This window comes from Caldimonas tepidiphila (assembly GCF_003569765.1).
Lineage (GTDB): Bacteria > Pseudomonadota > Gammaproteobacteria > Burkholderiales > Burkholderiaceae_C > Caldimonas > Caldimonas tepidiphila.
In genome coordinates, this window is sequence record NZ_QXMG01000048.1 from 21269 (window position 1) to 44886 (window position 23618).

Below are 23618 nucleotides of genomic sequence, written 5' to 3' on the forward strand. Positions count from 1 at the left end.
GGAGACCTGTGCGATGAAACTCTGGAGCGACAGCTGGCCCGACGGCGCACCGATCCCGGCCCGCTACGCGGCCGGCCGGCCCGATCCCGCCAGCACGGTGGGCTTTTCCGACGACCTGAACCCGCACCTGGCCTGGGACGGCGTGCCCGAGGGCACGAAAAGCCTCGTGCTGATCTGCCACGACCGCGACGTGCCGACCCGGGGCGAGGACGTCAACCAGCCCGACCGCGAGGTGCCGGCGGACCTGCCGCGCACCGACTTCTTCCACTGGGTGCTGGCGGACCTGCCGGCCGGTCTGCGGCAGATCGCCGAGGGCGAGTTCTCGAGCGGCTTCACGCCGCGCGGCAAGAGCGGGCCGCAGACGCTGCACGGCGCGCGCCACGGCCTCAACGACTACACCGGCTGGTTCGCCGGCAACCCGGAGATGGCCGGGCAGTACTTCGGCTACGACGGCCCCTTCCCGCCCTTCAACGACGCGCTGATCCATCACTACGTCTTCACGCTGTACGCGCTCGACGTCGAGCGGCTGGCGGTGGAGGGCGCCTTCACCGGCGCGCAGGCGCGCGAGGCGCTGCGCGGCCACGTGCTGGCCGAGGCCCGCTGGACGGGCACCTACACGCTCAACCGGCGCCTGGCCGGCTGACGCGGGCGCACGAGCCGCCGCCGTCCCCCGCCCCTCCAGGGGGGCGGCTTTTCGACGCGCACCGCACAATGCGGTCTCACGCGCCGCCTCCGGCGCACCCGTCTGCTGCCGCATCCATGCCCCATTCCGAAGTCACCCGCGTCATCGCCATCCGGCATGGCGAGACCGCCTGGAACGTCGACACCCGCATCCAGGGCCATCTCGACATCCCCCTCAACGACACCGGCCGCTGGCAGGCGCGCCGCATGGCGGCGGCGCTGGCCGACGCCGGCATCGACGCGATCTACGCGAGCGACCTGTCGCGCGCCCATGCCACCGCGCAGGCGCTCGCCGACGCGACCGGCCGTCCGGTCGTCGCCGACACGGGGCTGCGCGAGCGCTGCTTCGGCAGCTTCGAGGGCCGCACCTTCGCCGAGATCGAGGCGCAGTGGCCCGAGGAGGCGCTGCGCTGGCGCCGCCGCGACCCGGAGTTCGGGCCGCCCGGCGGCGAGACGCTGCGCGGCTTCTTCGAGCGCGTCGTCGCCACCGCCAGCCGGCTCGCCGCCGCGCACCCGGGGCAGACGGTGGCGATGGTCGCGCACGGCGGCGTGCTCGACTGCCTCTACCGCGCCGCGTCGCGCGTCGACCTGCTGGCCGCGCGCACCTGGCAGCTCGGCAACGCCAGCATCAACCGGCTGCTCTACATGCCCGAGGGCTTCACGCTGGTCGGCTGGGGCGACACGATGCACCTGCAGGGCGAGGGCACGCTCGACGAGAGCAACGACCCGCAGGCCGTCAACGGCGGCAGCGGCCGCGTCGGCCACGCCGCCTGAGCCGCCGGGTCCCGGCTCGCGCCCGCGGCGGTTGCCGGGGCGGGGCCGCGAGCGAAGGCGCGGCCTCAGCCGCCGAACAGGTCGCCCGCCTTGGGCGGCTGCAGCCCGAGGTGGCGGAAGGCGGCAAGCGTCGCGATGCGCCCGCGCGGCGTGCGCTGCAGGTAGCCCTGCTGGATCAGGTAGGGCTCGATCACGTCCTCGATCGTGCCACTTTCCTCACCGATCGCCGCGGCGAGGTTGTCCAGCCCGACGGGCCCGCCGTCGAAGCGGTGGATCACCGCCTCCAGCAGCTTCCTGTCCATCAGGTCGAAGCCCTGCGGATCGACGTCGAGCATTGCCAGCGCCAGGTCGGCGATGGCGCGCGTGATGCGCCCGTCGCCCTTCACGTCCGCGTAGTCGCGCACCCGGCGCAGCAGCCGGTTGGCGATGCGCGGCGTGCCGCGCGAGCGGCGGGCGATCTCCATCGCGCCGTCGGCGTCGATCGGCGCGGAGAGCAGCTGCGCCGAGCGCGTCACGATGCGCGTGAGCTCCTCGGCGGTGTAGAACTCCAGCCGCGCGACGATGCCGAAGCGGTCGCGCAGCGGGTTGGTCAGCATGCCGGCGCGGGTGGTGGCGCCCACCAGCGTGAAGGGCTGCAGGTCGAGCTTGATCGAGCGCGCGGCCGGCCCCTCGCCGATCATGATGTCGATCTGGTAGTCCTCCAGCGCCGGGTAGAGGATCTCCTCGACCACCGGCGAGAGGCGGTGGATCTCGTCGATGAAGAGCACGTCGTTGCGCTCGAGGTTGGTCAGCAGCGCCGCGAGGTCCTTGGGCTTTTCCAGCACCGGGCCGCTGGTCTGGCGCAGGTTCACGCCGAGCTCGTGCGCGATGATGTGCGACAGCGTCGTCTTGCCCAGCCCCGGCGGGCCGAACAGCAGCACGTGGTCGAGCGCCTCGCGGCGCTTGCGCGCCGCGCCGATGAAGATCTCCAGCTGCTCGCGCGCCTTGGCCTGGCCGACGTATTCCGTCAGGCCCTTCGGGCGCAGCGCGCGCTCGATCGCCTCCTCGTTCGGCGAGGCGGGAGCGGCCGACACCACGCGCGAGCGCGGCGGCGGGGTGAAGTCGTCGGTCTGTATGCTCATACAGTGATTGTGCGCGCCGCCCGGGCCGGCTCAGGCGCCGGGGGCTTTACTTCGACAGCGACTTGAGCGCCATGCGGATGCCGTCGGAGACGCCCACGTCGGCGGGCAGCGCCTTGAGCGCCGCGGCGGCCTCCTTGTCGCTGTAGCCGAGCGCGACGAGCGCCTGCAGCACGTCGGCCTGCGCCTCGCTCGCCACCGCCACGGGCGCGTGGCCGAGCTCGGGGCCGAGCTTGCCCTTGAGCTCGAGCAGCAGCCGCTCGGCGGTCTTCTTGCCGATGCCCGGCACCTTCACGAGACGGCCGCTCTCCTGCAGGCTCACCGCCTGCGCGAGCTCGGCGACGCTCAGCCCCGACAGCAGCGACAGTGCCATGCGCGGTCCGACCCCCGAGATGCGGATCAGCAGCCGGAAGGTCTCGCGCTCGGCCGCGGTGAGGAAGCCGAACAGCACCTGCGCGTCCTCGCGCACGACGAAATGGGTGAGCAGCGTGACGCGCTCGCCGAGGTTGGGGAGGTTGTAGAAGGTGCTCATCGGCACGTCGACTTCGTAGCCGACGCCGTTGACGTCCAGCAGCACCAGCGGAGGGGCCTTCTCCGCAATGAGGCCCGTGAGGCGACCGATCATGCCGGGATTATCGGCGGGCGCCGCAGCCCGCCGTCCCGGCGGCGCCGCGCGTCAGCGCGAGCGGCGGAACAGGCCCAGGCGCTGCGCCTCGAGCGCGGCTTCGGCGCGCGAGGAGACGTTGAGCTTGCGGTAGATCTGCTTGACGTAGTCGGCGATCGTGTGGCGGCTCAGGTTGAGCTGCTGGCCGATCTCGGGCAGCGTGAAGCCCTTGGCGACGCGCAGCAGCACCTCGTTCTCGCGGTCGGTCAGCGACACCGCGGGCAGCAGCGGCTCGTTGCGCGGCCGCTCCTGCGAGGCGAAGTAGGCGATGACGCGGCGCGCGATCGACGGCGACAGCGGCGGCTCGCCCTGGCTGATGCGCTGGAGCTGCTCGGCGAGATGGTCGCGCGCCTGCTCCTTCAGGATGTAGCCGAAGGCGCCGGCCTGCAGCGCCGGGAACAGGTGCTCGTCGTCGTCGTGGATCGTCACGACCACCGACTGCGCCTCGGGCTGGTGCTCGCGCAGGTACTCGACCACGTCGGTGCCCGAGCCGTCGGGCAGGCCCAGGTCGATCAGCGCGAGGTCGAAGCGCATCGCGGTGATCTGCTCGCGTGCGTCGTGCACGCGGGCGCTCTCCGAGATGCGGGCGTTGGGGAACACCTGGAGCACCACGGCCTTGAGCCATTGGCGGATTTCAGGCAAATCTTCCAGCAGCAGGATGTGCATCATGGCGGTGAGGTCCAAGCCGTTATACAAGGTAAATTCATGTTAGCAGGCGCCTTTCGGGCCCACCAACACCGCAGGCATGGGGTCCGGGTCCGCTTTCTCACAGCGGCAGCGTGAGCCGCAGCACCGTGCCGCTGCCGGCCGACGACTCCACCAGGCACTGCCCGGCGAGCTGCTTGGCGCGGCGCTTCATGCTCGCCATGCCGTGGCCGCGGTCGAGCCGTCCGTCCACCTCCAGCGGGATGCCGCGCCCGTTGTCGCGGATCATCAGCGAGAAGTCGTTCTCGTCGGCCTCGCAGCGGATGCTGACCGCGTCGGCGCCGCTGTGCTTGATGATGTTGTTGACCGCCTCGCGCAGGATGCGGGTGGTCTGCACGTAGGCGCGCGCCGACAGCGCGCGCTCGTCGTTGTCGTTGCAGCTGATCCATTCGAGCTGCACGTTGGCCTGTCCCAGCCGCGACACGTTCTCGGCGCGCCAGTCGGCCAGCGCATCGGCGATCTTCACCGGCTTGCCGGTGAGGCCCCGCACCGACAGCCGCATCTCCTCGAGCGCCTCGCGCGCGAGCGTCGAGATGCGCTCGTTGTCGCTGGTGTGCACGATCGTCAGCAGCTTGGCGCCGAGGTCGTCGTGCAGGTCGGCGGCGATGCGCTTGCGCTCGGCCTCGGCCACCTGCTCGGCGCGCGCGTCGGCGAGCTCGGCGTAGCTGCGCTCGATCTCGGCGGTCTTGTCGAGCACGCGCTGCTCCAGGTCGAGCCGCGCCTGTTCCGCCGCCTGCAGCGCGCGCAGGAACAGCTGCAGCAGCCGCAGCCCGACGACGACGAACAGCACCGGCATGCCGAAGTGGATCGGATGCACGCGCGGCAGGTCGACCCAGGCGTGCTGCACCCCGACCTCGCCGACGATGAAGAGCGTCAGCAGGCTCAGCACCAGCGCCATCACCGGGAAGTCGCTGCGCTGCTCGCGCCACGCGATGCCGAGGTAGAGCGCGATGGCGGCGAGCACCTCCAGCACGTAGACCGTGTACCAGATGCTGGCCGTCAGGAACACGCGGTCGGCCCCGGCGATCACGAAGCTCAGCGGCACGACCACGCACTGCGCCAGCAGCAGCGCCTCCACCCGGCGCTGGCGCACGCCGCCGTAGTGCATCAGGAACAGCACCGCGCACATCACCACCGGCGGGAACAGCGCGCAGGTCAGCATCTCGAGGTGCGCCGCCTGCATCGGGAAGGGCAGCTCGCGCAGCCACAGCCGCGCGCTGATCAGCGACCAGCCGACCAGCGTCAGGCCGAAGTACAGGTAGGGGCGCTCGCCGCGCCGCGCCAGCGCGAGCGCCAGCATGAACAGCCCCAGCAGCGCGGTGGCGACGCTGGCGATCTGCGCCATCGTGACGTTCCAGAATAGCTGCCGCTCGTACAGCGGCCGCAGCGCGTGGTGCGGGCCGACCAGCAGCTCCGACAGCCCGGCGGCGCGCTGGCGCGCCGCGACGCGCTGCAGCGGATGGCCGGCGAGCAGCACTTCCAGGACGTTGCGCCGGTCCGCGTGCAGCAGCGCGGCGGGCAGCATCACGAGTTGCGGGTGGTAGCAGTTGCGCGCATAGGGCGGCGTCATCGGGCCGCCGCTGGCGACCAGCTCGCCGTTGAGAAGGATGTCGGCGGTGGAGCAGGTGCGCTCGATGTAGAGCGCCTGCAGCGTGCCCGCCTGTCCCGCCGGCAGCTCGAACTCCAGCCGGTAGCGCCGGCGGCCCTCGAAGTCGGGACTGCGGCCCTGCGCCCACTCGTCGGGCAGGTCCACGTCGTCCGCCACGGCCCGCGCCGGTGCGCCGCCGAGGGGTTGTTCCTCGACCACCTGCGCCCGCACCAGCGTCTGCACCCCCGGGGGCGGGGGGGGCTCGGCGCCGGCCGGCCGTGCCAGCAGCAGGCACAGGCAGAACGGCAACATCCAGCGCAGCAGGGCAGGCCATCGGATATACATGCTTGCATTTTGCAAGAAGGCCCGGTCGCGACAGGGCTGGACCCGCAACTGTGCCGCGCGCGCCGCTTGGCGCCAAAATGAGCTCTTTGCATGCCAGGGTCTGCTGTGATACTTCGCCACGCCTTCATCCCGGTCGACAACGAGCGCCTGGCGCACCTGTGCGGCACGCTCGACGAGCACCTGCGCGCCATCGAGGCGGCCTTCGGCGTGAAGGTCACGCGCCGCAACGAGTCCTTCCGCATCGAGGGGCCGAAGAAGCCGGCCGAGCGGGTGGCGTCGCTGCTGCAGTGGCTCTACGAGCGTGCGCGCCGCCCGATCCCGCCCGACGAGTTCCAGCTCGCGCTGGTCGAGGCGCAGAAGAACACCGACCTCGGCCCGCCGGACGGCGACGAGGAGATCGTGCTGCGCACGCGCCGCTCCGACCTGTCGGGGCGCACGCCGACGCAGGAGCTCTACCTGCGCAACATCCTCAACCACGACATCACCTTCGGGATCGGTCCGGCCGGCACCGGCAAGACCTTCCTCGCGGTGGCCTGCGCGGTCGACGCGCTCGAGAGGAGCGCCGTGCAGCGCGTGATCCTGACGCGCCCGGCGGTCGAGGCCGGCGAGCGGCTCGGCTTCCTGCCCGGCGACCTGACGCAGAAGGTCGATCCCTACCTGCGGCCGCTGTACGACGCGCTCTACGACCTGATGGGCTTCGATCGCGTCACGAAGGCCTTCGAGAAGGGCTCGATCGAGATCGCGCCGCTGGCCTTCATGCGCGGACGCACCCTCAACCACGCCTTCGTCATCCTCGACGAGGCGCAGAACACGACGCCCGAGCAGATGAAGATGTTCCTCACGCGCATCGGCTTCGGCTCCAAGGCGGTGGTGACGGGCGACGTGAGCCAGATCGACCTGCCCAAGGGCCAGAGCAGCGGCCTGATCGAGGCCGAGCGCATCCTGCGGCGCGTCAACGGCATCGCGATGACGCGCTTCACCGCCGCCGACGTGGTGCGCCACCCGCTGGTGGCGCGCATCGTCGACGCCTACGATGCCGCGCGCAAGGGCGGCAACGACTGAAGGACAATCTGGGCCTGTCGCCCGCGCCGCATTGCGCGGCCCCCGGCCCGCGCGCGAGCGCCTTCCCCAGGTCCCTTTCGTCCATGCCCCGCATCTCCCGGCCCGAGCTGAGCCTCTCGCTGCAATTCGCCGACCCGCGCCACCGCGCGCTGCTGCCGCGCCACAAGGTGGCGCGCTGGATCCGCGCCGCGCTCGACGCGCCCGGCGAGATCACGGTGCGCGTCGTCGACGCCGAGGAGGGGCAGACGCTCAACCGCGAGTTCCGCGGCAAGGACTACGCGACCAACGTGCTGACCTTCGACTACAGCCACGCGCCGGTGGTCGCCGCCGACCTGATCCTGTGCGCGCCGGTGGTCGAGCGCGAGGCGCAGGCCGAGGGCAGGGCGCTCGAGGCGCACTACGCGCACCTGCTGGTGCACGGCACGCTGCACGCGCAGGGCCACGACCACGAGGAGGAGGCCGAGGCCGAGGCGATGGAGGCGCGCGAGAGCGAGGTGATGCGCGCGCTCGGCTTCGCCGACCCCTACGCCCAGGACTGAAGGCCCGGCCGCGAGCGGCCGGGCGCGCCTTCAGCGCTTGAGGATCACCAGCCCCTTGAGGTACTCGCCCTCGGGGAAGAAGAGGGTCTGCGGGTGGTCGGGGGCCGCCGCGAGCCGGTCGTAGATCAGGCCGTCGACCTGCGCGTCCATCGCCGCGCCGGCGACGATCTTGTGGAACAGCTCCGGCCCCACGCCGCCCGAGCACGAGAAGGTCAGCAGCGCGCCGCCGGGCTCGAGCAGCTTGAGCGCGAGGCGGTTGATGTCCTTGTAGGCGCGCGCGGCGCGCTCGGCATGGCTCGCGGTCGGCGCGAACTTCGGCGGATCGAGCACGATCGCGTCGAAGCGCCGGCCTTCCTTCAGCAGGCGCCGCAGCGTCTCGTTGACGTCGGCGTCGAGGGCCTCGTGGCGGGACGGGTCGAAGCCGTTGAGCTCGACGTGGGCCGTCGCGCGCGCGAGCGCCGGGGCGGAGGAGTCGACGCTCGTGACCTGCGCCGCGCCGCCGGCGAGCGCCGCGACGCTGAAGCCGCCGGTGTAGCAGTAGCAGTTCAGCACGCGGTCGAAGCCGAAGTGGCGCACCAGGTCGGCGAAGCGCTTGCGGTTGTCGCGCTGGTCGAGGTAGAAGCCGGTCTTGTGGCCCTCGGCGACGTCGAGCGTGAGCCGCCAGTCGTGCTCGCGGATCGTCACGCTGGTGGCGCCCTCGCCGCGCAGCCAGCCGGTGGCCGGCTCCAGCCCTTCGAGGCCGCGCACGCCGGAGTCGGAGCGCTCGTACAGGCGCGTCAGCCCGGTGGCCTTCAGCAGCAGGTCGGCGATCGTCTGCTTCCAGCGCTCCGTGCCGGCCGACAGGAACTGCGCGCTCAGGGTGTCGCCGTAGCGGTCGACGATCAGTCCGGGCAGGCCGTCGGCCTCGCCGTGGATCAGCCGCACGCCGTCGCTCGCGATCGGCATGCGCGCGCGCACCGCCAGCGCCTGCGCGATGCGCCGCTCGAAGAAGGCGGCATCGATGCGCTCGGCCTCGTCGTAGCTCCAGGCCCGCACGCGGATCATCGAGGTCGGGCTGAACGAGGCCCATGCGAGGAACTTGCCGTCGTGCGCCTCGACGCGCACCGTCTCGCCGGCGTCGGCGCGGCCGCTGGCGATGCTGCCCTGGAACACCCAGGGGTGCTGGCGCAGCAGCGAGCGCTCCTTGCCTTCTCTCAAACGAATGGATTTCATGGGCGCGGATTGTCGCCGCGCGCCGCGCCGGCCGCCGCTCGCGGCGTGGTTTCAGCCCGCGTCGGGCTCGGGCTTCTTCCTCGCGCGCGGATGCGCCGCGTCGTAGACCTTCGCGAGGTGCTGCCAGTCGAGCCGCGTGTAGACCTGGGTGGTGCTCAGGTGGGCGTGGCCGAGCAGTTCCTGCACCGCGCGCAGGTCGCCGCTGGACTGCAGCAGGTGGCTCGCGAAGCTGTGGCGCAGCATGTGCGGATGCACGTGCGTCGGCAGCCCCGCCTTCAGCGCGCGCTCGCGCAGCCGGCGGCGCAGCTGCTGCGCGCCGAGCCGCGTGCCGTGGCGGCCGAGGAAGAGCGGAGCCGGATCCTCTCGCACGAACTCCGGGCGGCGCGCGAGCCATTCGCGCAGCGCGGCGAGCGCGGCGCGGCCGATCGGCACGCTGCGGCGCTTCTCCCCCTTGCCGAGTACATGCGCCTCGGCCGCGTCGAGGTCGATCCAGCCGCGCGCCGCGGCGCTCGCGCGCGCGTCGAGCGCGACGAGCTCGCCGATGCGCAGCCCGCAGCCGTAGAGCAGCTCGACGATGCAGTGGTCGCGCGCGTCGAGCGCCGGGTCGTCCTGCTCGGTGCGGTGCTCGGCGAGCTGCACCGACTGCTCGACCGACAGCGCCTTCGGCAGCGGCCGCGCCGCCTTCGGCGCGCGCACGCCGTCGACCGGGTTGAAGGCGACGAGCCCCTCGCGGCCGAGCCACTTGTAGAGGCCGCGCCAGGCGCTGAGCGCGCGCGCGATGCTGCGCGGCCCGCGCCCGCCGGCGTGCAGCGCGGCGGCGAAGCGCCGCATCTGCGCGAGCTGCATGTCCTCCAGCGCGGTGCCGGCCTCGCGCGCGAGCGCGCACAGCGCCTCGAGGTCGTGGCGGTAGCTGTCGAGCGTCTGCGCGGCGGCGCGGCGCTCGACGCGCAGGTGCTCCAGGTAGCGCTCGGTGAGCGGCTCCAGCACGGCGCGCGGCCTCAGGCGGCCTGCACGCGCGACAGCGCGGCGCTGGCGATGTCGCCGATGCGCATCAGGAACTCGGTGCCCATGTCGCCGGTGTAGCGCGAGGGGTCGGGCGAGCCGAGCACCAGCATGCCGAAGGCCGGTGCCTGCACGCCGTGGCGCAGGGGGATCAGCGCCACCGACATCACGGTGCCCGGGTCCTCCACCCACTGCACCGCCTCGAAGCCCGAGTTCACGCCGCAGTAGGGCAGCATCAGGCTGCTGGCGAAGGTCTTGACGTCGTCGCTGACCGGCTGCGCGAAGGGCATGCGGCGGTAGGCGTCGAGCACGCTCCAGACGCGCACGCCGGCCTGGGGCACGAGGAACTGGCTCTTGAGCTCGCGCACCAGCACCGCGGGCAGGTCCGCGGCGTTGGCGGTCAGCATCAGCGCGCGCGTCCAGCGGTGCAGCCGGTCGGCGGTGGCGGTGTTCTCCTGGCCGTGGCGGATCATCTCGACGATCTTCTGCTCGAGCGCCTTGTTCTTCTCGCGCATCATCTCCATCTGCCGCTCCTGCAGCGAGACGGCGCGCAGCCCGTGCGGGCTGGTGAGCTGGATCGTCGCGAGCAGCTCGGCGTGGCGCTCGAAGAAGCCCGGCGTGTTGACGAGGAAGTTGGCGATCTCGTCTTCGGTGATGCCGTGGATTTTCATGCTCATGGATGCTTTCCTGCGAGGCGCGCGGCGCGACCTCAGATCTCGATCTCGCCCTCGAACACGGTGACGGCGGGGCCCGTCATGCGCACCGGCTGCCCGATGCCGTCCCAGGCGATCGTGAGCCGCCCGCCGCGCGTCTCGACGTCCACCACCCGGTCGAGCCAGCCGGCGCGGATGCCGGCCACCACCGCCGCGCAGGCGCCGGTGCCGCAGGCGAGCGTCTCGCCGGAGCCGCGCTCGTACACGCGCAGCCGCACCCGGGCGCGGTCCACGACCTGCAGGAAGCCCGCGTTCACCCGCCTGGGAAAGCGCGCATGGCGCTCGACGAGCGGGCCGAGCGCGGCCACCGGCGCGTCGTCCACGTCGGCGACGCCGAACTGCGCGACGTTCATCACCGCGTGCGGGTTGCCCATCGACACCGCGGCGGCTTCCACCGTGCGCCCGTCGACGTCGAGCGGCCACAGCTCGAAACCGTTCTCCAGGCGCGGCGCCAGCGCGGCGGGGTCGAAGGGGATGCGCGCCGGCTCGAACACCGGCGCGCCCATGTCGACCGTGACGCGGCCGTCGGGCTGCAGCGCCGGCTCGATCACGCCGCTCATCGTCTGCACGCGGATCGCGGTCTTGTCCGTCAGGCCCTTGTCGTGCACGAACTTCGCGAAGCAGCGCGCGCCGTTGCCGCACTGCTCGACCTCGGAGCCGTCGGCGTTGACGATGCGGTAGATGAAGTCGATGCCCGCCGCGGGCGAGGGGCCGACGATCAGGATCTGGTCGGCGCCGACGCCGAAGCGCCGGTCGGCGAGGCGGCGGAACTGGTCGGGCGAGAGCGCGAGCGGCTCCCGGGTGGCGTCGAGCACGACGAAGTCGTTGCCCGCGCCTTGCATTTTGGTGAAGCGCAGCAGCATGGGCGCGATTATCGCGGCGGCGGCAGGGCACGCACCCGTCAGTACAGCCCGGGCTCCCCTTCCGGCCGCGTCTTGAAGCGCTTGTGCACCCACAGGTACTGCGCCGGCATCCCGCGGATCTCGTCCTCGATGAAGCGGTTCATGCGCAGGGTGTCGGCGACCGCGTCCTCGGTGGGGAAGCCCTCCCAGGCCTCGAGGAAGCGCACGCGGTAGCCGCGCCCGCCGGGCAGCATCTCGGCGATGATCGGCTGCACCGCCATGCCGAGCGAGCGCGCCATGCGCGAGGGGGCCAGCAGCGTCGCCGCGGGCACGCCGAAGAAGGGCACGAAGGCGGCGTCGCGCAGCCCGAAGTCCATGTCCGGCAGGTTGAAGAAGGCCGCCCCCTGGCGGATGCAGCGGATCAGCGGCTTGGCGGTCTCGTGGCGCGCGAAGATCTGCGCGCGCCCGAAGCGCAGCCGGCCGCGGCGCATCGCGGCGTCGACGGCGCGGTTGGCCTGGCGCTGGTAGATCGACGCGGCCTGCCTGTCCACGAAGAGCTGCGCCGCGGCGCCCGCCACGTCGAGCGCCATGAAGTGCGGCACCAGCCACATCACCGGCCGCTCGCTGCGCTCGGCCAGCTTCACGTCGCCCTCCACGTGGATCAGCCGGCGCAGCCGCGCCTCGCTCGCGAACCACAGCAGCCCGCGCTCGAGCAGGCTGCGCCCGAGCCACTGGAAGTGCTCGCGCACCAGCTCGCGCCGCCGCGCCTCGTCCAGCTCCGGCATGCACAGCTCGAGGTTGCGCAGCGCGATGCGCCGCCGCCGCTCGGCGGTCGCGTGCAGCAGCCGCCCGAAGCCGCGGCCGAGCGCGGCCAGCAGCGGCAGCGGCAGCCAGTGCAGCAGCCACAGCAGCGCGACCAGCGCGCGACCGCCCGCCTCAGACATCCGCCACCCCGGCGGTGTGGCGCGGGGTCTTGTAGCGGTGGTAGCCCCAGAGGTACTGTCCGGGGCACTGAAGGATGAGTTCTTCCATGGCGTGGTTGATGGCGGCGGCGGCGGCCGATTCTGCCTGCTCCGCGCCGGGCAGCGCTTGAGGCAGCTCCGAGACGTGCACGATCCAGCCGGCGCCGCGCGCCAGCCGCTCGCCCCAGACCAGCACCACCGCGGCCCCGGTCTGCTGCACCAGGCGCGCCGCGAGCGTCATCGTGTAGGCGGGCCTGCCGAAGAAGGGCGCCCACACCCCCATGCCCTCGGGCGGCACCTGGTCGGGCAGCAGGCCGACCGCCTCGCCGCGGCGCAGCGCGCGCAGCATCTGGCGCACGCCGGCGAGCGTCGCCGGCGCCGCGGCGAGCCCCGGACGCTGGCGCGCGGTGTCCACCAGCTCGCGCAGCGCTGCCTTGCGCGCCGGGCGGTACAGCACCGTGATCGGCCCGTGCGAGGCGGCGAAGCGCTCGGCGTAGGCCTGCGCGGTGACCTCGAAGCTGCCGAGGTGCGGCGTCAGGAAGACGATGCCGCGGCCGCGCGCGTGCGCCGCCTCGATCCGCTCCAGCCCGCGCCACTCGACGCGCGCGCCGAGCGGCTCGTCGTGCGGGCGCATCCACAGCCACGGCAGCTCCGCGGCCATGCGGCCCGCGTGCGCGACCGCCGGCCGCGCGGCTGCGGGGGGAACCCCCGCCTGGGTGGCATTGGCGCGGAAGCGCTGCCGGTATACCGGCGAGGCAATCCAGCTCAGCCATCCCAGCAGGGCGCCGAACAGGTGAAGACTCCACAGCGGCCAGCGGGACAGGAGCCGGAACAGCAGGACCATCGATCGGTTTTCTATATCATCGGCTCATCGCCGAGTTAAGGGACAACTTGCGGGGCGACAGCAGGCGGCGCGAGAGCGCCGGGGCCTGCCGGGCGGCAGCCCAACAAATCCGCTAAAGCGTTCGCCGCTCCTCCAGCTTCGTAGCATGGCCGGCGACGACGCCCGGTGTCTTATTGCCCAACCCATGGAGTTTATAGAGTGGCGAACGACTTCCTCTTCACGTCCGAATCCGTCTCCGAAGGCCACCCCGACAAGGTCGCCGACCAGATCTCCGACGCGATCCTCGACGCGATCCTCGCGCAGGACCCGCGCTCGCGCGTCGCGGCCGAGACGCTGTGCAACACCGGCCTCGTGGTGCTCGCCGGCGAGATCACGACCAACGCGCATGTCGACTACATCCAGGTCGCGCGCGACACGATCAAGCGCATCGGCTACGACAACACCGAGTTCGGCATCGACTACAAGGGCTGCGCGGTGCTCGTCGCTTACGACAAGCAGAGCAACGATATCGCGCAGGGCGTGGACCATGCCTCGGACGACCACCTCAACACCGGCGCGGGCGACCAGGGCCTGATGTTCGGCTACGCCTGCGACGAGACGCCGGAGCTGATGCCCGCGCCGATCTACTACGCGCACCGGCTGGTGGAGCGCCAGGCCCAGCTGCGCAAGGACGGCCGCATGCCCTACCTGCGCCCGGACGCCAAGAGCCAGGTGACGATGCGCTACGTCGACGGCAAGCCGCACTCGATCGACACGGTGGTGCTGTCCACGCAGCACAGCCCCGAGATGAGCGACGGCAAGCACATGAAGGCCGAGTTCACGGAAGCCGTCATCGAGCAGATCATCAAGCCGGTGCTGCCGGCCGAGTGGCTCAAGGAGACGAAGTTCCTGATCAACCCGACCGGCCGCTTCGTCATCGGCGGCCCGCAGGGCGACTGCGGCCTGACCGGGCGCAAGATCATCGTCGACACCTACGGCGGCGCCTGCCCGCACGGCGGCGGCGCGTTCTCCGGCAAGGACCCGACGAAGGTGGACCGCTCGGCGGCCTACGCGGCGCGCTACGTCGCGAAGAACGTCGTCGCCGCGGGCCTGGCGCGCCAGTGCCAGGTGCAGGTCGCCTACGCGATCGGCGTGGCACGCCCGATGAACGTGACGGTCTACACCGAGGGCACCGGCGTGATCCCGGACGCCGAGATCGCCAAGCTCGTCACCGAGATGTTCGACCTGCGCCCGAAGGGCATCATCCAGATGCTCGACCTGCTGCGCCCGATCTATTCCAAGACCGCCGCCTACGGCCACTTCGGCCGCGAGGAGCCGGAGTTCACGTGGGAAAGAACGGACAAGGCAGCCGCGCTGCGTGCGGCTGCGGGCCTGTAAGGCCCCGAGCGAAGCGAGCTTGACCGTTCTTCGGTGCAGGCTCACATCGCGCAGCGATGTGAAGGCCCGCAAGGGCCGGCCGGAGCCAACGCACCGACAAGGCGGCTGCCCTGCGTGCGGCGGCGGGCCTGTAAGCCCGGGCGCCGCGCCCCTCGCTCCCCGACGTAACATGCGCCCTCGCGCGCGAGGTGCGCCGGGGAGCCGGGAGTGGAGTTCGACCATGTGATCGTCGGCGGCGGGTCCGCCGGCTGCGCCGTCGCCGGGCGCCTCGCCGAGGACCCGGCGCTGCGCGTGTGCCTCGTCGAGGCCGGCCCGCCGGACGGCAGCGCGCTCGTCACGACGCCGGTCGGCGCCGCCGCGCTGCTGCCCTGGCGCAACGCGCGCAACTGGGCTTTCCAGACGGTGCCGCAGCCGGGCCTGAACGGCCGCCGCGGCTACCAGCCGCGCGGCCGCGGCCTCGGCGGCTCCTCGTCGCTGAACGCGATGATCTACCTGCGCGGCCACCCCGAGGACTACGAGGACTGGGCGCGCGCGGGCTGCACCGGCTGGGGCTGGGCCGAGGTTCTGCCGGTGTTCCGCCGCGCCGAGGACAACGCGCGCGGCGCCGATGCCTTCCATGGCAGCGGCGGCCCGATGCATGTCTGCGACGGCCGCTCGGCCAATCCCTTCGCCGCGCTCTTCATCGAGGCCGCGCGCCAGGCCGGCCTGCCCTTCAACCCCGACTTCAACGGCGCGAGCCAGGACGGCGCCGGCTGGTTCCAGCTCACGCAGCACGGGGGCGAGCGCTGGAACGCGGCGCGCGCCTACCTGCATGCCCGGCCCCGGCCGAACCTGCACGTCGTGACCGGTGCACAGGTCGAGCAGTTGCTGCTCGATGCGCGCGACGGCGGCCTGCGCGCCCGCGGCGTGCAGCTGCGCCGCGGCGGGGCGGCGGAGACGATCGCGGCGCGCGGCGAGGTGGTGCTCGCCGCTGGCGCCTTCGGCTCGCCGCAGCTGCTGATGCTGTCGGGGATCGGGCCGGGTGAACACCTGCAGTCGCTCGGCCTGCCGGTGCGGCTCGACCGCCCGGCGGTCGGCGCGAACCTGCAGGACCACCTCGACATCGTCGCGCACCATCGCTTCCGCGCCGACCCGGGCTCGCCGCGGCGCGCCACCGAGCTGTTCGGCCTGTCGGCGGCGGGCGCGGCGCGGCTGCTGGCGCGCGAGCTGCCGCGCTACCTGCGCGAGCGCCGCGGGCTGCTGACCTCGAACTTCGCCGAGGCCGGCGCCTTCCTGCGCACCGGGCCCGGGCTGTCGCGGCCCGACGTGCAGCTCTATTTCGTCGTCGCGATGGTGGACGACCATGCGCGGCGCGTGCACCTGGGACACGGTTATTCCTGCCATGCCAGCGTGCTGCGGCCCAAGAGCCGCGGCAGCGTGCGGCTCGCGTCGCCGCACGCGCACGACACGCCGCTGATCGACCCGGCCTTCCTGTCGCACCCCGAGGACCTCGCCGCGACGATGCGTGCCGAGCGCGCGATGCGCCATGTGCTGGCGCAGCCGGCGCTCGCACGCCACGCCGGGCCCGCGCTGCACGCGCTGCCGCAGGACGATGCGGCGCTCGCGGCCGACATCCGCGCCCGCGCCGACTCGATGTACCACCCGGCGGGCACGTGCCGCATGGGCGGCGACGTCGACGCGGTGGTCGATCCCTTCTTGCGCGTGCGCGGCGTCGCAGGCCTGCGCGTCGCCGACGCGTCGGTGATGCCGACCCTCGTCGGCGGCAGCCTGCACGCGGCGGCGGTGATGATCGGGGAGCGCGCGGCCGGGTTCATCCGCGGCGACGCGTGAGCGCCGCCGCCCGGGTTCAGGACAGGTGCATGCCGTAGCGCTCGACGCTGCGCACCACGTTCTGGATCACGTCGGGGTCCACCGAGCGCCGCACTGCGTCCGCCGTGTCGACCGGCACGCCGAAGTCGGCGAAGAACTGCTGGAAGCCCTTGGGCCGCCAGCCCGTGACCCAGACCACGTCCTCGTCGGTGTTGTTGATGAAGGTGTGCGTCGTGCCGGGCGGCAGGTCGACGAAGCTGCCGGCCGCATGGCGCTCCCAGCGGCCGTCGTGCATCACGTCGAGCGTGCCCTTCACGACGAGGAAGAACTCGTTCGCGTCCTTGTGGAAGTGCGGCGGCGGCCCCGGCACCCGGGGCGGCGAGGTGACCTCGACCATGCCGTAGGACTCGTCGGTCTCGAGCGGGCGGATCCGGTGCCCGAGCACCCACATCGCGTTGCCAGCGTTCATGCTCTGCTCTCCTCGTGCGGCGACGGCTTGCCGACCCGGGATCGCCCTCGTCGCCGCGGCCGATTCCGTATACTCGCGAGAAAAATTTCTTCGTGAGATTTTTCTCAATTATGAGCGCCTGTCCCCCTCCGTCAAGCCCACGTCCGAAACGTGCCCTCCTGCATTCCGGGCGCGTGAACCAGAAGCGTCGCACGCAGCAGGCGCTGATGGAAGCGGCGCTGGCGTTGCGCGACGAGGGGCGCGAGCCGACGCTGCAGCAGGTGGCCGAGCGCGCGCAGGTGTCGCGCGCCACCGCCTACCGCTACTTCGGCTCGCTCGAGGCGCTGCTCGCGATGGCGCGCTTCGAGCACGCGGTGCCGCCGCTCGACGCGGTGCTGGAGCCGGGCGGCGACCCGGTGGCGGCGATCGGCCGCGCCTGCGAGCACGTCAACCGTGCGCTGCTCGACGACGAGCAGGGCGTGCACGTGCTCGCGCGCAGCGCGATGCAGGTCTGGCTCGACGGCCCGCCCGAGGCGCGCCCGCCGCGCCCGGCGCGGCGGCTGCAGATGATCGAGCCGATCCTCGACGCCTGCGGCGAGCGGCTCGACGCGGCGGCGCGCCGCCGCCTGCGCGCGGCGCTATCGCTGGTGATCGGGGTCGAGGCGGTGCTGTCGCTGCGCGACGTGGCGGGCGAGTCGCGCGAGGGGGCGCTCGAGGCCGCGCGCTGGGCCGCCGAGACGCTGCTGCGCGCGGCGCTGGCCGAGGGGGAGGGCCAGCCGCGCGACTGAACCGCGCGCTTCAGCGGCCCGGCAGCAGCGCCCTCTGCCGCGACGCCAGCAGCGCGCCGAGCGCGAGCAGTGCGGCCGAGGCGAGGAAGCCGCGCTCGAGCCCGCCGGCGCCGTCCGACAGCCAGCCCACCAGGCTCGGGCCGACGATCTGCCCGGCGGCGAACACGACCGTGAAGGCGCCGATGCCCGCCGCCCAGGCCGCGGGCGGCAGGTTGTGGCGCACCAGCGCGGTGGTCGACGCGACCACCGACAGGAACACCGCGCCGAACAGCAGCCCCGACGCGGCGACCGCCAGCGGGTGCGCGCTCAGCACCGGCAGCGCGGTCGCCAGCGCCAGCAGGCCGTTGAGCAGCGCCATCGGCTGCCCGCCGCGAAAGCGCTGCAGCAGCCCGGCCCACAGCCAGGACGAGGCCACCACGCCGGCACCGAGCAGCGCGTAGAAGGCGGTGATCGCCCCGGGCGACAGACCCTGCTCGCGCAGCAGCGTCACGACGAAGGTCATGTAGCCGATGTAGCCGAGGCCGAACATCAGGTAGCCGGCCAGGCCGAAGCCGAAGGGCGCCCAGGCGAAGGGCAGCCGCTCGCCGGCCTGCGGCGGCGGCGCGCGCAGCGCGCGCGTGCCGGCGGCGGTGGCCAGCGTCGCGAGCAGCGCCGCGGCGGCGAGCGCCTGCCAGGCGCCCTGCCAGGCATGCGGCACGTCCAGCCCCGCGAGCGGCGGCACTAGGAGCGCCGACAGCACGATGCCGAGGCCCGTGCCGCCGTAGTAGAGCCCCAGCACCAGCCCGCCGCGCGCGGCGGCGGCCGACGCCAGCCGCGCCGCCAGCACGCCGCCGGCGACGAAGCTCGCCGCGCTGCTCGCGCCGACCAGGAAGCGCAGCGCATAGAGCCAGGCGTCGCTCTGCACCAGCCCGTGCAGCGCCAGCAGCGGCACCGAGCCGAAGCCGCCGGCGAGCAGCACCCGCCGCGCGTCGATGCGCGCCAGCACGCGCGGCAGCAGCAGCGCGCCGGCGAGGTAGCCGGCGGCGTTGGCGGTGTTCATCGCGCCGGCAGTCAGATAGCTCCAGCCGAGGTCGGCGCGCATCGGCGGCAGCAGCAGCGCGTAGGAGAAGCGCGCGAGGCCGAGCGAGACCGCGGCGGCCAGCGCCAGCGCGAAGGCGGCCGCCAGCGGCGAGGCGGCCGGGCCCCGGGGGCCCTCTTCCGCGACGCCGCCCGCCTGCGCCACGACCGCGTCAGCTCGTCTGCAGCGCGAGGCCGGAGTGCTCGCGCAGCGGGTGGAACACGACCTTGGGGTGCCGCTCCTGCGTCAGGCGCAGGTCGTAGGGCGAGGTCATCATGTAGGCGAGCGTGTCGGCCGCGTCGAGCGCGAGCTTGCTCGCCGCCTCGGCGGTGAACTTGCGCATCGCCGCCTCGTCGTCGCAGGTGACCCAGCGCGCGCCGACGAAGCGGCAGGGCATCAGCCGGATGTCCACGCCGTACTCGGCCTTCAGCCGGTGCTGCACCACCTCGAACTGCAGCTGGCCCACCGCGCCGAGCAGCATCGAGCCGCCGACCTCGGGCCGGAAGACCTGGATCGCCCCTTCCTCGCCGAGCTGCATCAGGCCGGCCTGCAGCTGCTTGCTCTTCATCGGGTTGGCGAGCTCGACCGTCTGGAACAGCTCCGGCGCGAAGAAGGGCAGGCCGGTGTACTGCAGGCTCTCGCCCTCGGTGATGGTGTCGCCGAGCTGCACGCCGCCGTGCGTGGTGAAGCCGATGATGTCGCCCGCGTAGGCCTCCTCGACCGCCTCGCGGCGCTGCGACAGGAAGGTCACGACGCTGGTCGGGCGCAGCTCCTTGCCCGAGCGCTGCACCTTGAGCTTCATGCCGGGCGTGTACTTGCCCGAGCACACGCGCAGGAAGGCGATGCGGTCGCGGTGCGAGGGGTCCATGTTGGCCTGCACCTTGAACACCACGCCCGAGAAGCCCTCGCGCTCCGGCGCGATCTCGACCGTGCCGCCGTCCTTCCGCGTGGACAGGCGCGGGCGCGGCGAGGGCGCGAGGTCCGCCAGCGCATCGAGCACCTCCTGCACGCCGAAGTTGTTCACCGCCGAGCCGAAGAACACCGGCGTCTGCTTCGCGGCGAGGAAGGCCTCGAGGTCGAAGGCGGGCGCGGCCTCGGCCAGCAGCTCCATGTTGCCCTCGGCGAGCTCCCAGTCGTGGCCGAAGCGCGCGTGCAACTCGTCGCGGCGCTCGAGCGGCACGATCTCGTCGTCGTCGCTGCGCTTGTCGGCGCCGGCGGCGAAGAGCCGCATGTTCCGCTGGCGCAGGTTGACGATGCCGCCGAAGGCCTTGCCCTGGCCGACCGGCCAGGTCATCGGCACGCAGGGCATGCCGAGCTCGGCCTCGATCTCGTCGAGCAGCGAGATCGGGTCGCGCCCCTCGCGGTCCATCTTGTTGACGAAGGTGATGATCGGCGTGTCGCGCTGGCGGCAGACCTCGATCAGGCGCTTGGTCTGCGCCTCCACGCCGTTGGCCGCGTCGATCACCATCAGCGCCGAGTCCACCGCGGTCAGCACCCGGTAGGTGTCCTCGGAGAAGTCCTTGTGGCCCGGGGTGTCGAGCAGGTTGATGACGTGGTCGCGGTAGAGCATCTGCATCACCGACGAGGCCACCGAGATGCCGCGCTGCTTTTCGATCTCCATCCAGTCGGAGGTCGCGTGGCGGCTGGCCTTGCGCGCCTTCACGGAGCCGGCGATGTGGATCGCGCCGGAGAACAGCAGCAGCTTCTCCGTCAGCGTGGTCTTGCCCGCGTCGGGGTGGGAGATGATGGCGAAGGTGCGACGCTTGCGCGTCTCCTGGGCGAGTGACACGAGAGAACTCCAGTGGGCCGCCCGGGCAGGGAAAGTGCCGGGGGCCGGACAAACGGTGCGGGGGCGCGGGCCGGCGGGGGCCGCCGCGCACGGCTTCGGTGCCGGGGCGGACAGCCGGGCACCGCACCGCGCAAGGCCGAAATGCTACCGGGTTTGGCATGGCCGCAGCGGGGACAAAGCTTCCCCGGCGTGACGAAGCGCCGCCGGGACCGCTAGAATTCGCCGCTTCCGAGGAGCGTTGCAAGGCCCCCGGCCGTCGAAGAGGACGGCTGCGCGCGAGGCCCCAGGCTCGGAATTTCAATTGCAACGGCGCTCACCCGCAGTCTCTCCGGCACGGGTGGGCGTTTTCGTTTCCGGCCCCTTTCCGTCGAGCGCTGCGGGTTCTTTTCCCCTCTCAGGAGAGAAACGCATGAACGCTGTCCTCAAGCCCGCCTCGCTGCCCGCCGACCAGTACGCCATCGCCGACCTGTCGCTCGCCGACTGGGGCCGCAAGGAAATCCGCATCGCCGAGACCGAGATGCCCGGCCTGATGGCGATCCGCGAGGAGTACGCCGCCAAGCAGCCGCTCAAGGGCGCGCGCATCACCGGCTCCCTGCACATGACGATCCAGACCGCGGTGCTGGTCGAGACGCTGCAGGCGCTCGGCGCCGAGGTGCGCTGGGCCTCGTGCAACATCTTCTCGACGCAGGACCATGCCGCCGCGGCGCTCGTCGCCACCGGCACGCCGGTGTTCGCCTACAAGGGCGAGAACCTGACCGACTACTGGGACTACACCCACCGCATCTTCGAGTTCGGCCCGAAGGGCTCGGACGCCGAAGGTCCGAACATGATCCTCGACGACGGCGGCGACGCGACGCTGCTGATGCACCTGGGCAAGCGCGCCGAGAAGGACCTGTCGCTGCTCGACAAGCCGACCAGCGAGGAGGAGACCTGCCTCTTCGCCGCGATCCGCGCCAAGCTCGCGCAGGACCCGACCTGGTACAGCCGCAAGAGCGCGCAGATCATCGGCGTGACCGAGGAGACCACCACCGGCGTGCACCGCCTCAAGGAGATGTCGGTCAAGGGCACGCTGATGTTCCGCGCCATCAACGTCAACGACAGCGTCACCAAGAGCAAGTTCGACAACCTCTACGGCTGCCGCGAGTCGCTGGTGGACGGCATCAAGCGCGCCACCGACGTGATGATCGCCGGCAAGGTCGCGCTGGTCTGCGGCTACGGCGACGTGGGCAAGGGCTCGGCGCAGGCGCTGCGCGCGCTCTCCGCGCAGGTCTGGGTCACCGAGATCGACCCGATCAACGCGCTGCAGGCGGCGATGGAGGGCTTCCGCGTCGTCACGATGGAGTACGCCGCCGACAAGGCCGACATCTTCGTCACCGCCACCGGCAACAAGGGCGTGATCACGCACGACCACATGGTGCGCATGAAGGACCAGGCCATCGTCTGCAACATCGGCCACTTCGACAACGAGATCGACATCGCCTCGGTCGAGAAGTACCAGTGGGAGGAGATCAAGCCGCAGGTCGACCACATCGTCTTCCCCGACGGCAAGCGCATCATCATGCTGGCCAAGGGTCGCCTCGTGAACCTCGGCTGCGCCACCGGCCACCCGAGCTTCGTGATGTCCTCCTCCTTCGCGAACCAGACCATCGCGCAGATCGAGCTCTTCACGCACAGCGACTACTACGAGGTCGGCAAGGTCTACGTGCTGCCCAAGCACCTCGACGAGAAGGTCGCACGCCTGCACCTGAAGAAGGTCGGCGCGATGCTGACCGAGCTGTCCGACGAGCAGGCCGCCTACATCGGCGTGCCGAAAGAGGGCCCCTACAAGCCGGACACGTACCGCTACTGATCGGGTCTGGCGGCTACTGCGCGGGCGCCATGCGTCGTTGCGCGGTGCTCGGAATCCTCACGTACAGGAAGTACGTTCCGGTTCCTGCGCGCCGCGCGCCTGGCCTGGCACCCGCTCGCTACGCCGCGATGCGCTCTGGCATCGAAATACGGGCGCCTCTGGCGCCCTTCCTTTGTGCACTGTGTTTCCTGAAAGCCTGACGACATGACCCTGCCGATCAGTCTCGAATTCTTCCCGCCCAAGACGCCCGAGGGCGTGGACAAGCTCGCGGCGGTGCGCCGGCAGCTCTACGCGCTCAAGCCCGCCTACTGCTCCGTCACCTACGGCGCTGGCGGCTCGACGCAGGACGGCACGCTGCAGACGGTGCAGTCCATCCTCGCCGAGGGCGTGGATGCCGCGCCGCATTTCTCATGCATCGGCGCGAGCCGCGACAGCATCCGCGCCAAGCTGCGCGAGTTCATCGCCACGGGCGTCAAGCGCATCGTCGCGCTGCGCGGCGACCTGCCCTCGGGCTACGGCGGCTTCGGCGAGTTCCGCTACGCCAGCGACCTCGTCGCCTTCATCCGCGAGGAGACCGGCGATCACTTCCACATCGAGGTGGCGGCCTATCCCGAGGTGCACCCCCAGGCGCGCTCGCCCGAGGCCGACCTGCAGGCCTTCGCGACCAAGGTCAAGGCCGGCGCCGACGCCGCGATCACGCAGTACTTCTACAACGCCGACGCCTACTTCCGCTTCCGCGACGAGGCGGCGCGGCTCGGCGTGGCGATCCCGATCCTCGCCGGCATCATGCCGATCACGAACTCGTCGCAGCTGCTGCGCTTCTCGGACGCCTGCGGCGCCGAGATCCCGCGCTGGGTGCGGCTGCGGCTGCAATCCTTCGGCGACGACAAGGCCTCGATCCAGGCCTTCGGGCTCGACGTGGTGAGCGACTTGTGCGAGCGGCTGCGCGCCGGCGGCGTGCCGGGCCTGCACTTCTACACGATGAACGGCGCGAAGGCGACGCTCGACGTCTGCGAGCGGCTGTCGCTGATTTCCAACAGCTGACGCGCCCCGCGATGCTGCCCCGCTGACCTGCGTCAATGCGCGCCGGCCGCCCGGGCACGCCCGCCGGGGACGGCGGGAGGCGCTTGAGGCAGCGCAATTTCGTGCTGCGGGCCGCGCGATGGAATGCGCTCCGGGAATGGTCCCTCACACCGAATCTGGAGCCCCGCATGAAGAAGAACATCCTCGCCGTGTCCGCCGCCGCCGTCGCGCTGATGGCCGCCGTGCCCGCTGTCCAGGCTCAGGAATCGCCGTGGCTGGTGCGCGCGCGCGCGGTGAACCTCGATCCGGCGAACGAGGACACCGTCACCGGCAACCTGAACATCAACGACAAGACGATCCCGGAAGTCGACATCACCTAGATACCGTTGGCGAAATCAAGCTGGCGTGGGAGCCAGCTTGGCGAAGC

23 protein-coding genes and 1 riboswitch are annotated in these 23618 nt (G+C 72.0%); of the genes, 10 read left to right on the forward strand and 13 right to left on the reverse strand.

The annotated features are described in order from the left end of the window. Positions 1-13 precede the first annotated feature (13 nt). Together D3A59_RS19240 and D3A59_RS19245 are read left to right on the forward strand one after the other, a co-directional pair. Complete coding sequence (locus D3A59_RS19240; protein ID WP_119156947.1) at positions 14-643, forward strand: YbhB/YbcL family Raf kinase inhibitor-like protein; 630 nt, start codon at positions 14-16, stop codon at positions 641-643. Between the two features lie 116 nt (positions 644-759). Beyond that, on the forward strand, positions 760-1455 hold the full coding sequence (locus D3A59_RS19245; protein WP_119156948.1) for a histidine phosphatase family protein: 696 nt from the start codon (positions 760-762) through the stop codon (positions 1453-1455). A gap of 65 nt (positions 1456-1520) precedes the next feature. On the opposite strand, the gene ruvB is transcribed toward D3A59_RS19245, so the two are convergent. The 4 genes from ruvB to D3A59_RS19265 all read right to left on the reverse strand — a co-directional run bounded on the left by ruvB (position 1521) and on the right by D3A59_RS19265 (position 5875). Further along, entirely contained in the window at positions 1521-2576 is a 1056-nt protein-coding gene (gene ruvB, locus D3A59_RS19250) for a Holliday junction branch migration DNA helicase RuvB (protein WP_119156949.1), read from the reverse strand. Positions 2577-2622: 46 nt separating this feature from the next. Further along, a complete protein-coding gene (gene ruvA, locus D3A59_RS19255; RefSeq protein ID WP_119156950.1) occupies positions 2623-3198 on the reverse strand; it encodes a Holliday junction branch migration protein RuvA in 576 nt (191 codons plus the stop codon). A 51-nt stretch (positions 3199-3249) separates the two neighbouring features. Further along, a complete protein-coding gene (locus D3A59_RS19260; RefSeq protein ID WP_119156968.1) occupies positions 3250-3906 on the reverse strand; it encodes a response regulator in 657 nt (218 codons plus the stop codon). A 97-nt stretch (positions 3907-4003) separates the two neighbouring features. Next, a complete protein-coding gene (locus tag D3A59_RS19265; RefSeq protein WP_119156951.1) occupies positions 4004-5875 on the reverse strand; it encodes a sensor histidine kinase in 1872 nt (623 codons plus the stop codon). A gap of 105 nt (positions 5876-5980) precedes the next feature. Here D3A59_RS19265 and D3A59_RS19270 point away from each other — a divergent pair, with 105 nt between their 5' ends. After that, a complete protein-coding gene (locus tag D3A59_RS19270) occupies positions 5981-6937 on the forward strand; it encodes a PhoH family protein (RefSeq protein WP_119156952.1) in 957 nt (318 codons plus the stop codon). A gap of 92 nt (positions 6938-7029) precedes the next feature. Then, on the forward strand, positions 7030-7476 hold the full coding sequence (ybeY, locus tag D3A59_RS19275) for an rRNA maturation RNase YbeY (RefSeq protein WP_119156969.1): 447 nt from the start codon (positions 7030-7032) through the stop codon (positions 7474-7476). 30 nt (positions 7477-7506) lie between these two features. Here ybeY and D3A59_RS19280 read toward each other — a convergent pair whose 3' ends face one another. From D3A59_RS19280 to D3A59_RS19305, 6 genes are read right to left on the reverse strand one after another with little or no spacing between them, the layout of a single operon-like run. Beyond that, the gene (locus D3A59_RS19280) at positions 7507-8688 is read right to left on the reverse strand and encodes a class I SAM-dependent rRNA methyltransferase (protein WP_119156953.1); all 1182 of its coding nucleotides are present in this window, start codon (positions 8686-8688) and stop codon (positions 7507-7509) included. Between the two features lie 51 nt (positions 8689-8739). After that, on the reverse strand, positions 8740-9675 hold the full coding sequence (gene xerC, locus D3A59_RS19285; RefSeq protein ID WP_240636131.1) for a tyrosine recombinase XerC: 936 nt from the start codon (positions 9673-9675) through the stop codon (positions 8740-8742). A gap of 11 nt (positions 9676-9686) precedes the next feature. After that, a complete protein-coding gene (locus D3A59_RS19290; protein WP_119156971.1) occupies positions 9687-10361 on the reverse strand; it encodes a DUF484 family protein in 675 nt (224 codons plus the stop codon). 38 nt (positions 10362-10399) lie between these two features. Then, complete coding sequence (dapF, locus tag D3A59_RS19295) at positions 10400-11266, reverse strand: diaminopimelate epimerase (protein WP_119156954.1); 867 nt, start codon at positions 11264-11266, stop codon at positions 10400-10402. A gap of 38 nt (positions 11267-11304) precedes the next feature. Next, entirely contained in the window at positions 11305-12189 is an 885-nt protein-coding gene (locus D3A59_RS19300) for an LpxL/LpxP family acyltransferase (protein WP_119156955.1), read from the reverse strand. Continuing rightward, positions 12182-13051 (reverse strand): lysophospholipid acyltransferase family protein, encoded by an 870-nt coding sequence (locus D3A59_RS19305; RefSeq protein WP_119156956.1) that lies wholly within the window; start codon positions 13049-13051, stop codon positions 12182-12184. The genes D3A59_RS19300 and D3A59_RS19305 overlap by 8 nt, the downstream gene beginning before the upstream one ends. 198 nt (positions 13052-13249) lie before the next feature. Here D3A59_RS19305 and metK point away from each other — a divergent pair, with 198 nt between their 5' ends. Then, the gene (gene metK, locus D3A59_RS19310; protein ID WP_119156957.1) at positions 13250-14428 is read left to right on the forward strand and encodes a methionine adenosyltransferase; all 1179 of its coding nucleotides are present in this window, start codon (positions 13250-13252) and stop codon (positions 14426-14428) included. A gap of 207 nt (positions 14429-14635) precedes the next feature. Further along, positions 14636-16258, forward strand: coding sequence for a GMC family oxidoreductase (locus tag D3A59_RS19315; protein ID WP_119156958.1), 1623 nt, complete (start codon positions 14636-14638; stop codon positions 16256-16258). Between the two features lie 16 nt (positions 16259-16274). Here D3A59_RS19315 and D3A59_RS19320 read toward each other — a convergent pair whose 3' ends face one another. After that, positions 16275-16706 (reverse strand): cupin domain-containing protein, encoded by a 432-nt coding sequence (locus D3A59_RS19320; RefSeq protein WP_119156959.1) that lies wholly within the window; start codon positions 16704-16706, stop codon positions 16275-16277. Between the two features lie 173 nt (positions 16707-16879). On the opposite strand from D3A59_RS19320, the gene D3A59_RS19325 reads away from it, so the two are divergent. Then, complete coding sequence (locus D3A59_RS19325; RefSeq protein WP_240636132.1) at positions 16880-17473, forward strand: TetR/AcrR family transcriptional regulator; 594 nt, start codon at positions 16880-16882, stop codon at positions 17471-17473. Positions 17474-17483: 10 nt separating this feature from the next. Here D3A59_RS19325 and D3A59_RS19330 read toward each other — a convergent pair whose 3' ends face one another. Continuing rightward, positions 17484-18695: a YbfB/YjiJ family MFS transporter gene (locus D3A59_RS19330; protein ID WP_119156961.1), complete on the reverse strand. Its 1212-nt coding sequence runs from the start codon at positions 18693-18695 to the stop codon at positions 17484-17486. Positions 18696-18702: 7 nt separating this feature from the next. Beyond that, positions 18703-20319, reverse strand: coding sequence for a peptide chain release factor 3 (locus D3A59_RS19335; protein WP_119156962.1), 1617 nt, complete (start codon positions 20317-20319; stop codon positions 18703-18705). A gap of 225 nt (positions 20320-20544) precedes the next feature. Then, a riboswitch (S-adenosyl-L-homocysteine riboswitch) is annotated at positions 20545-20641 on the forward strand. A gap of 87 nt (positions 20642-20728) precedes the next feature. Here D3A59_RS19335 and ahcY point away from each other — a divergent pair. From ahcY to D3A59_RS19350, 3 genes are all read left to right on the forward strand, one after another. Then, positions 20729-22168, forward strand: a complete 1440-nt coding sequence (gene ahcY / locus D3A59_RS19340; RefSeq protein ID WP_119156963.1) for an adenosylhomocysteinase — start codon at positions 20729-20731, stop codon at positions 22166-22168. Between the two features lie 204 nt (positions 22169-22372). Next, a complete protein-coding gene (gene metF / locus D3A59_RS19345) occupies positions 22373-23212 on the forward strand; it encodes a methylenetetrahydrofolate reductase [NAD(P)H] (protein WP_119156964.1) in 840 nt (279 codons plus the stop codon). A 167-nt stretch (positions 23213-23379) separates the two neighbouring features. Further along, positions 23380-23571 (forward strand): hypothetical protein, encoded by a 192-nt coding sequence (locus tag D3A59_RS19350; protein WP_119156965.1) that lies wholly within the window; start codon positions 23380-23382, stop codon positions 23569-23571. Positions 23572-23618 lie beyond the last annotated feature (47 nt).

What these genes read in the sequence shown, in the direction of transcription:
- D3A59_RS19350 (WP_119156965.1), top strand. Translation starts at nt 23,380, where the DNA reads ATGAAGAAGAACATCCTCGCCGTGTCCGCCGCCGCCGTCGCGCTGATG.
- metF (WP_119156964.1), top strand. Translation starts at nt 22,373, where the DNA reads ATGACCCTGCCGATCAGTCTCGAATTCTTCCCGCCCAAGACGCCCGAG.
- D3A59_RS19280 (WP_119156953.1), bottom strand. Translation starts at nt 8,688, where the DNA reads ATGAAATCCATTCGTTTGAGAGAAGGCAAGGAGCGCTCGCTGCTGCGC.
- ruvB (WP_119156949.1), bottom strand. Translation starts at nt 2,576, where the DNA reads ATGAGCATACAGACCGACGACTTCACCCCGCCGCCGCGCTCGCGCGTG.
- D3A59_RS19320 (WP_119156959.1), bottom strand. Translation starts at nt 16,706, where the DNA reads ATGAACGCTGGCAACGCGATGTGGGTGCTCGGGCACCGGATCCGCCCG.
- D3A59_RS19265 (WP_119156951.1), bottom strand. Translation starts at nt 5,875, where the DNA reads ATGTATATCCGATGGCCTGCCCTGCTGCGCTGGATGTTGCCGTTCTGC.
- D3A59_RS19290 (WP_119156971.1), bottom strand. Translation starts at nt 10,361, where the DNA reads ATGAAAATCCACGGCATCACCGAAGACGAGATCGCCAACTTCCTCGTC.
- D3A59_RS19260 (WP_119156968.1), bottom strand. Translation starts at nt 3,906, where the DNA reads ATGATGCACATCCTGCTGCTGGAAGATTTGCCTGAAATCCGCCAATGG.
- ahcY (WP_119156963.1), top strand. Translation starts at nt 20,729, where the DNA reads ATGAACGCTGTCCTCAAGCCCGCCTCGCTGCCCGCCGACCAGTACGCC.
- D3A59_RS19305 (WP_119156956.1), bottom strand. Translation starts at nt 13,051, where the DNA reads ATGGTCCTGCTGTTCCGGCTCCTGTCCCGCTGGCCGCTGTGGAGTCTT.
- D3A59_RS19245 (WP_119156948.1), top strand. Translation starts at nt 760, where the DNA reads ATGCCCCATTCCGAAGTCACCCGCGTCATCGCCATCCGGCATGGCGAG.
- dapF (WP_119156954.1), bottom strand. Translation starts at nt 11,266, where the DNA reads ATGCTGCTGCGCTTCACCAAAATGCAAGGCGCGGGCAACGACTTCGTC.
- D3A59_RS19240 (WP_119156947.1), top strand. Translation starts at nt 14, where the DNA reads ATGAAACTCTGGAGCGACAGCTGGCCCGACGGCGCACCGATCCCGGCC.
- D3A59_RS19300 (WP_119156955.1), bottom strand. Translation starts at nt 12,189, where the DNA reads ATGTCTGAGGCGGGCGGTCGCGCGCTGGTCGCGCTGCTGTGGCTGCTG.
- ruvA (WP_119156950.1), bottom strand. Translation starts at nt 3,198, where the DNA reads ATGATCGGTCGCCTCACGGGCCTCATTGCGGAGAAGGCCCCTCCGCTG.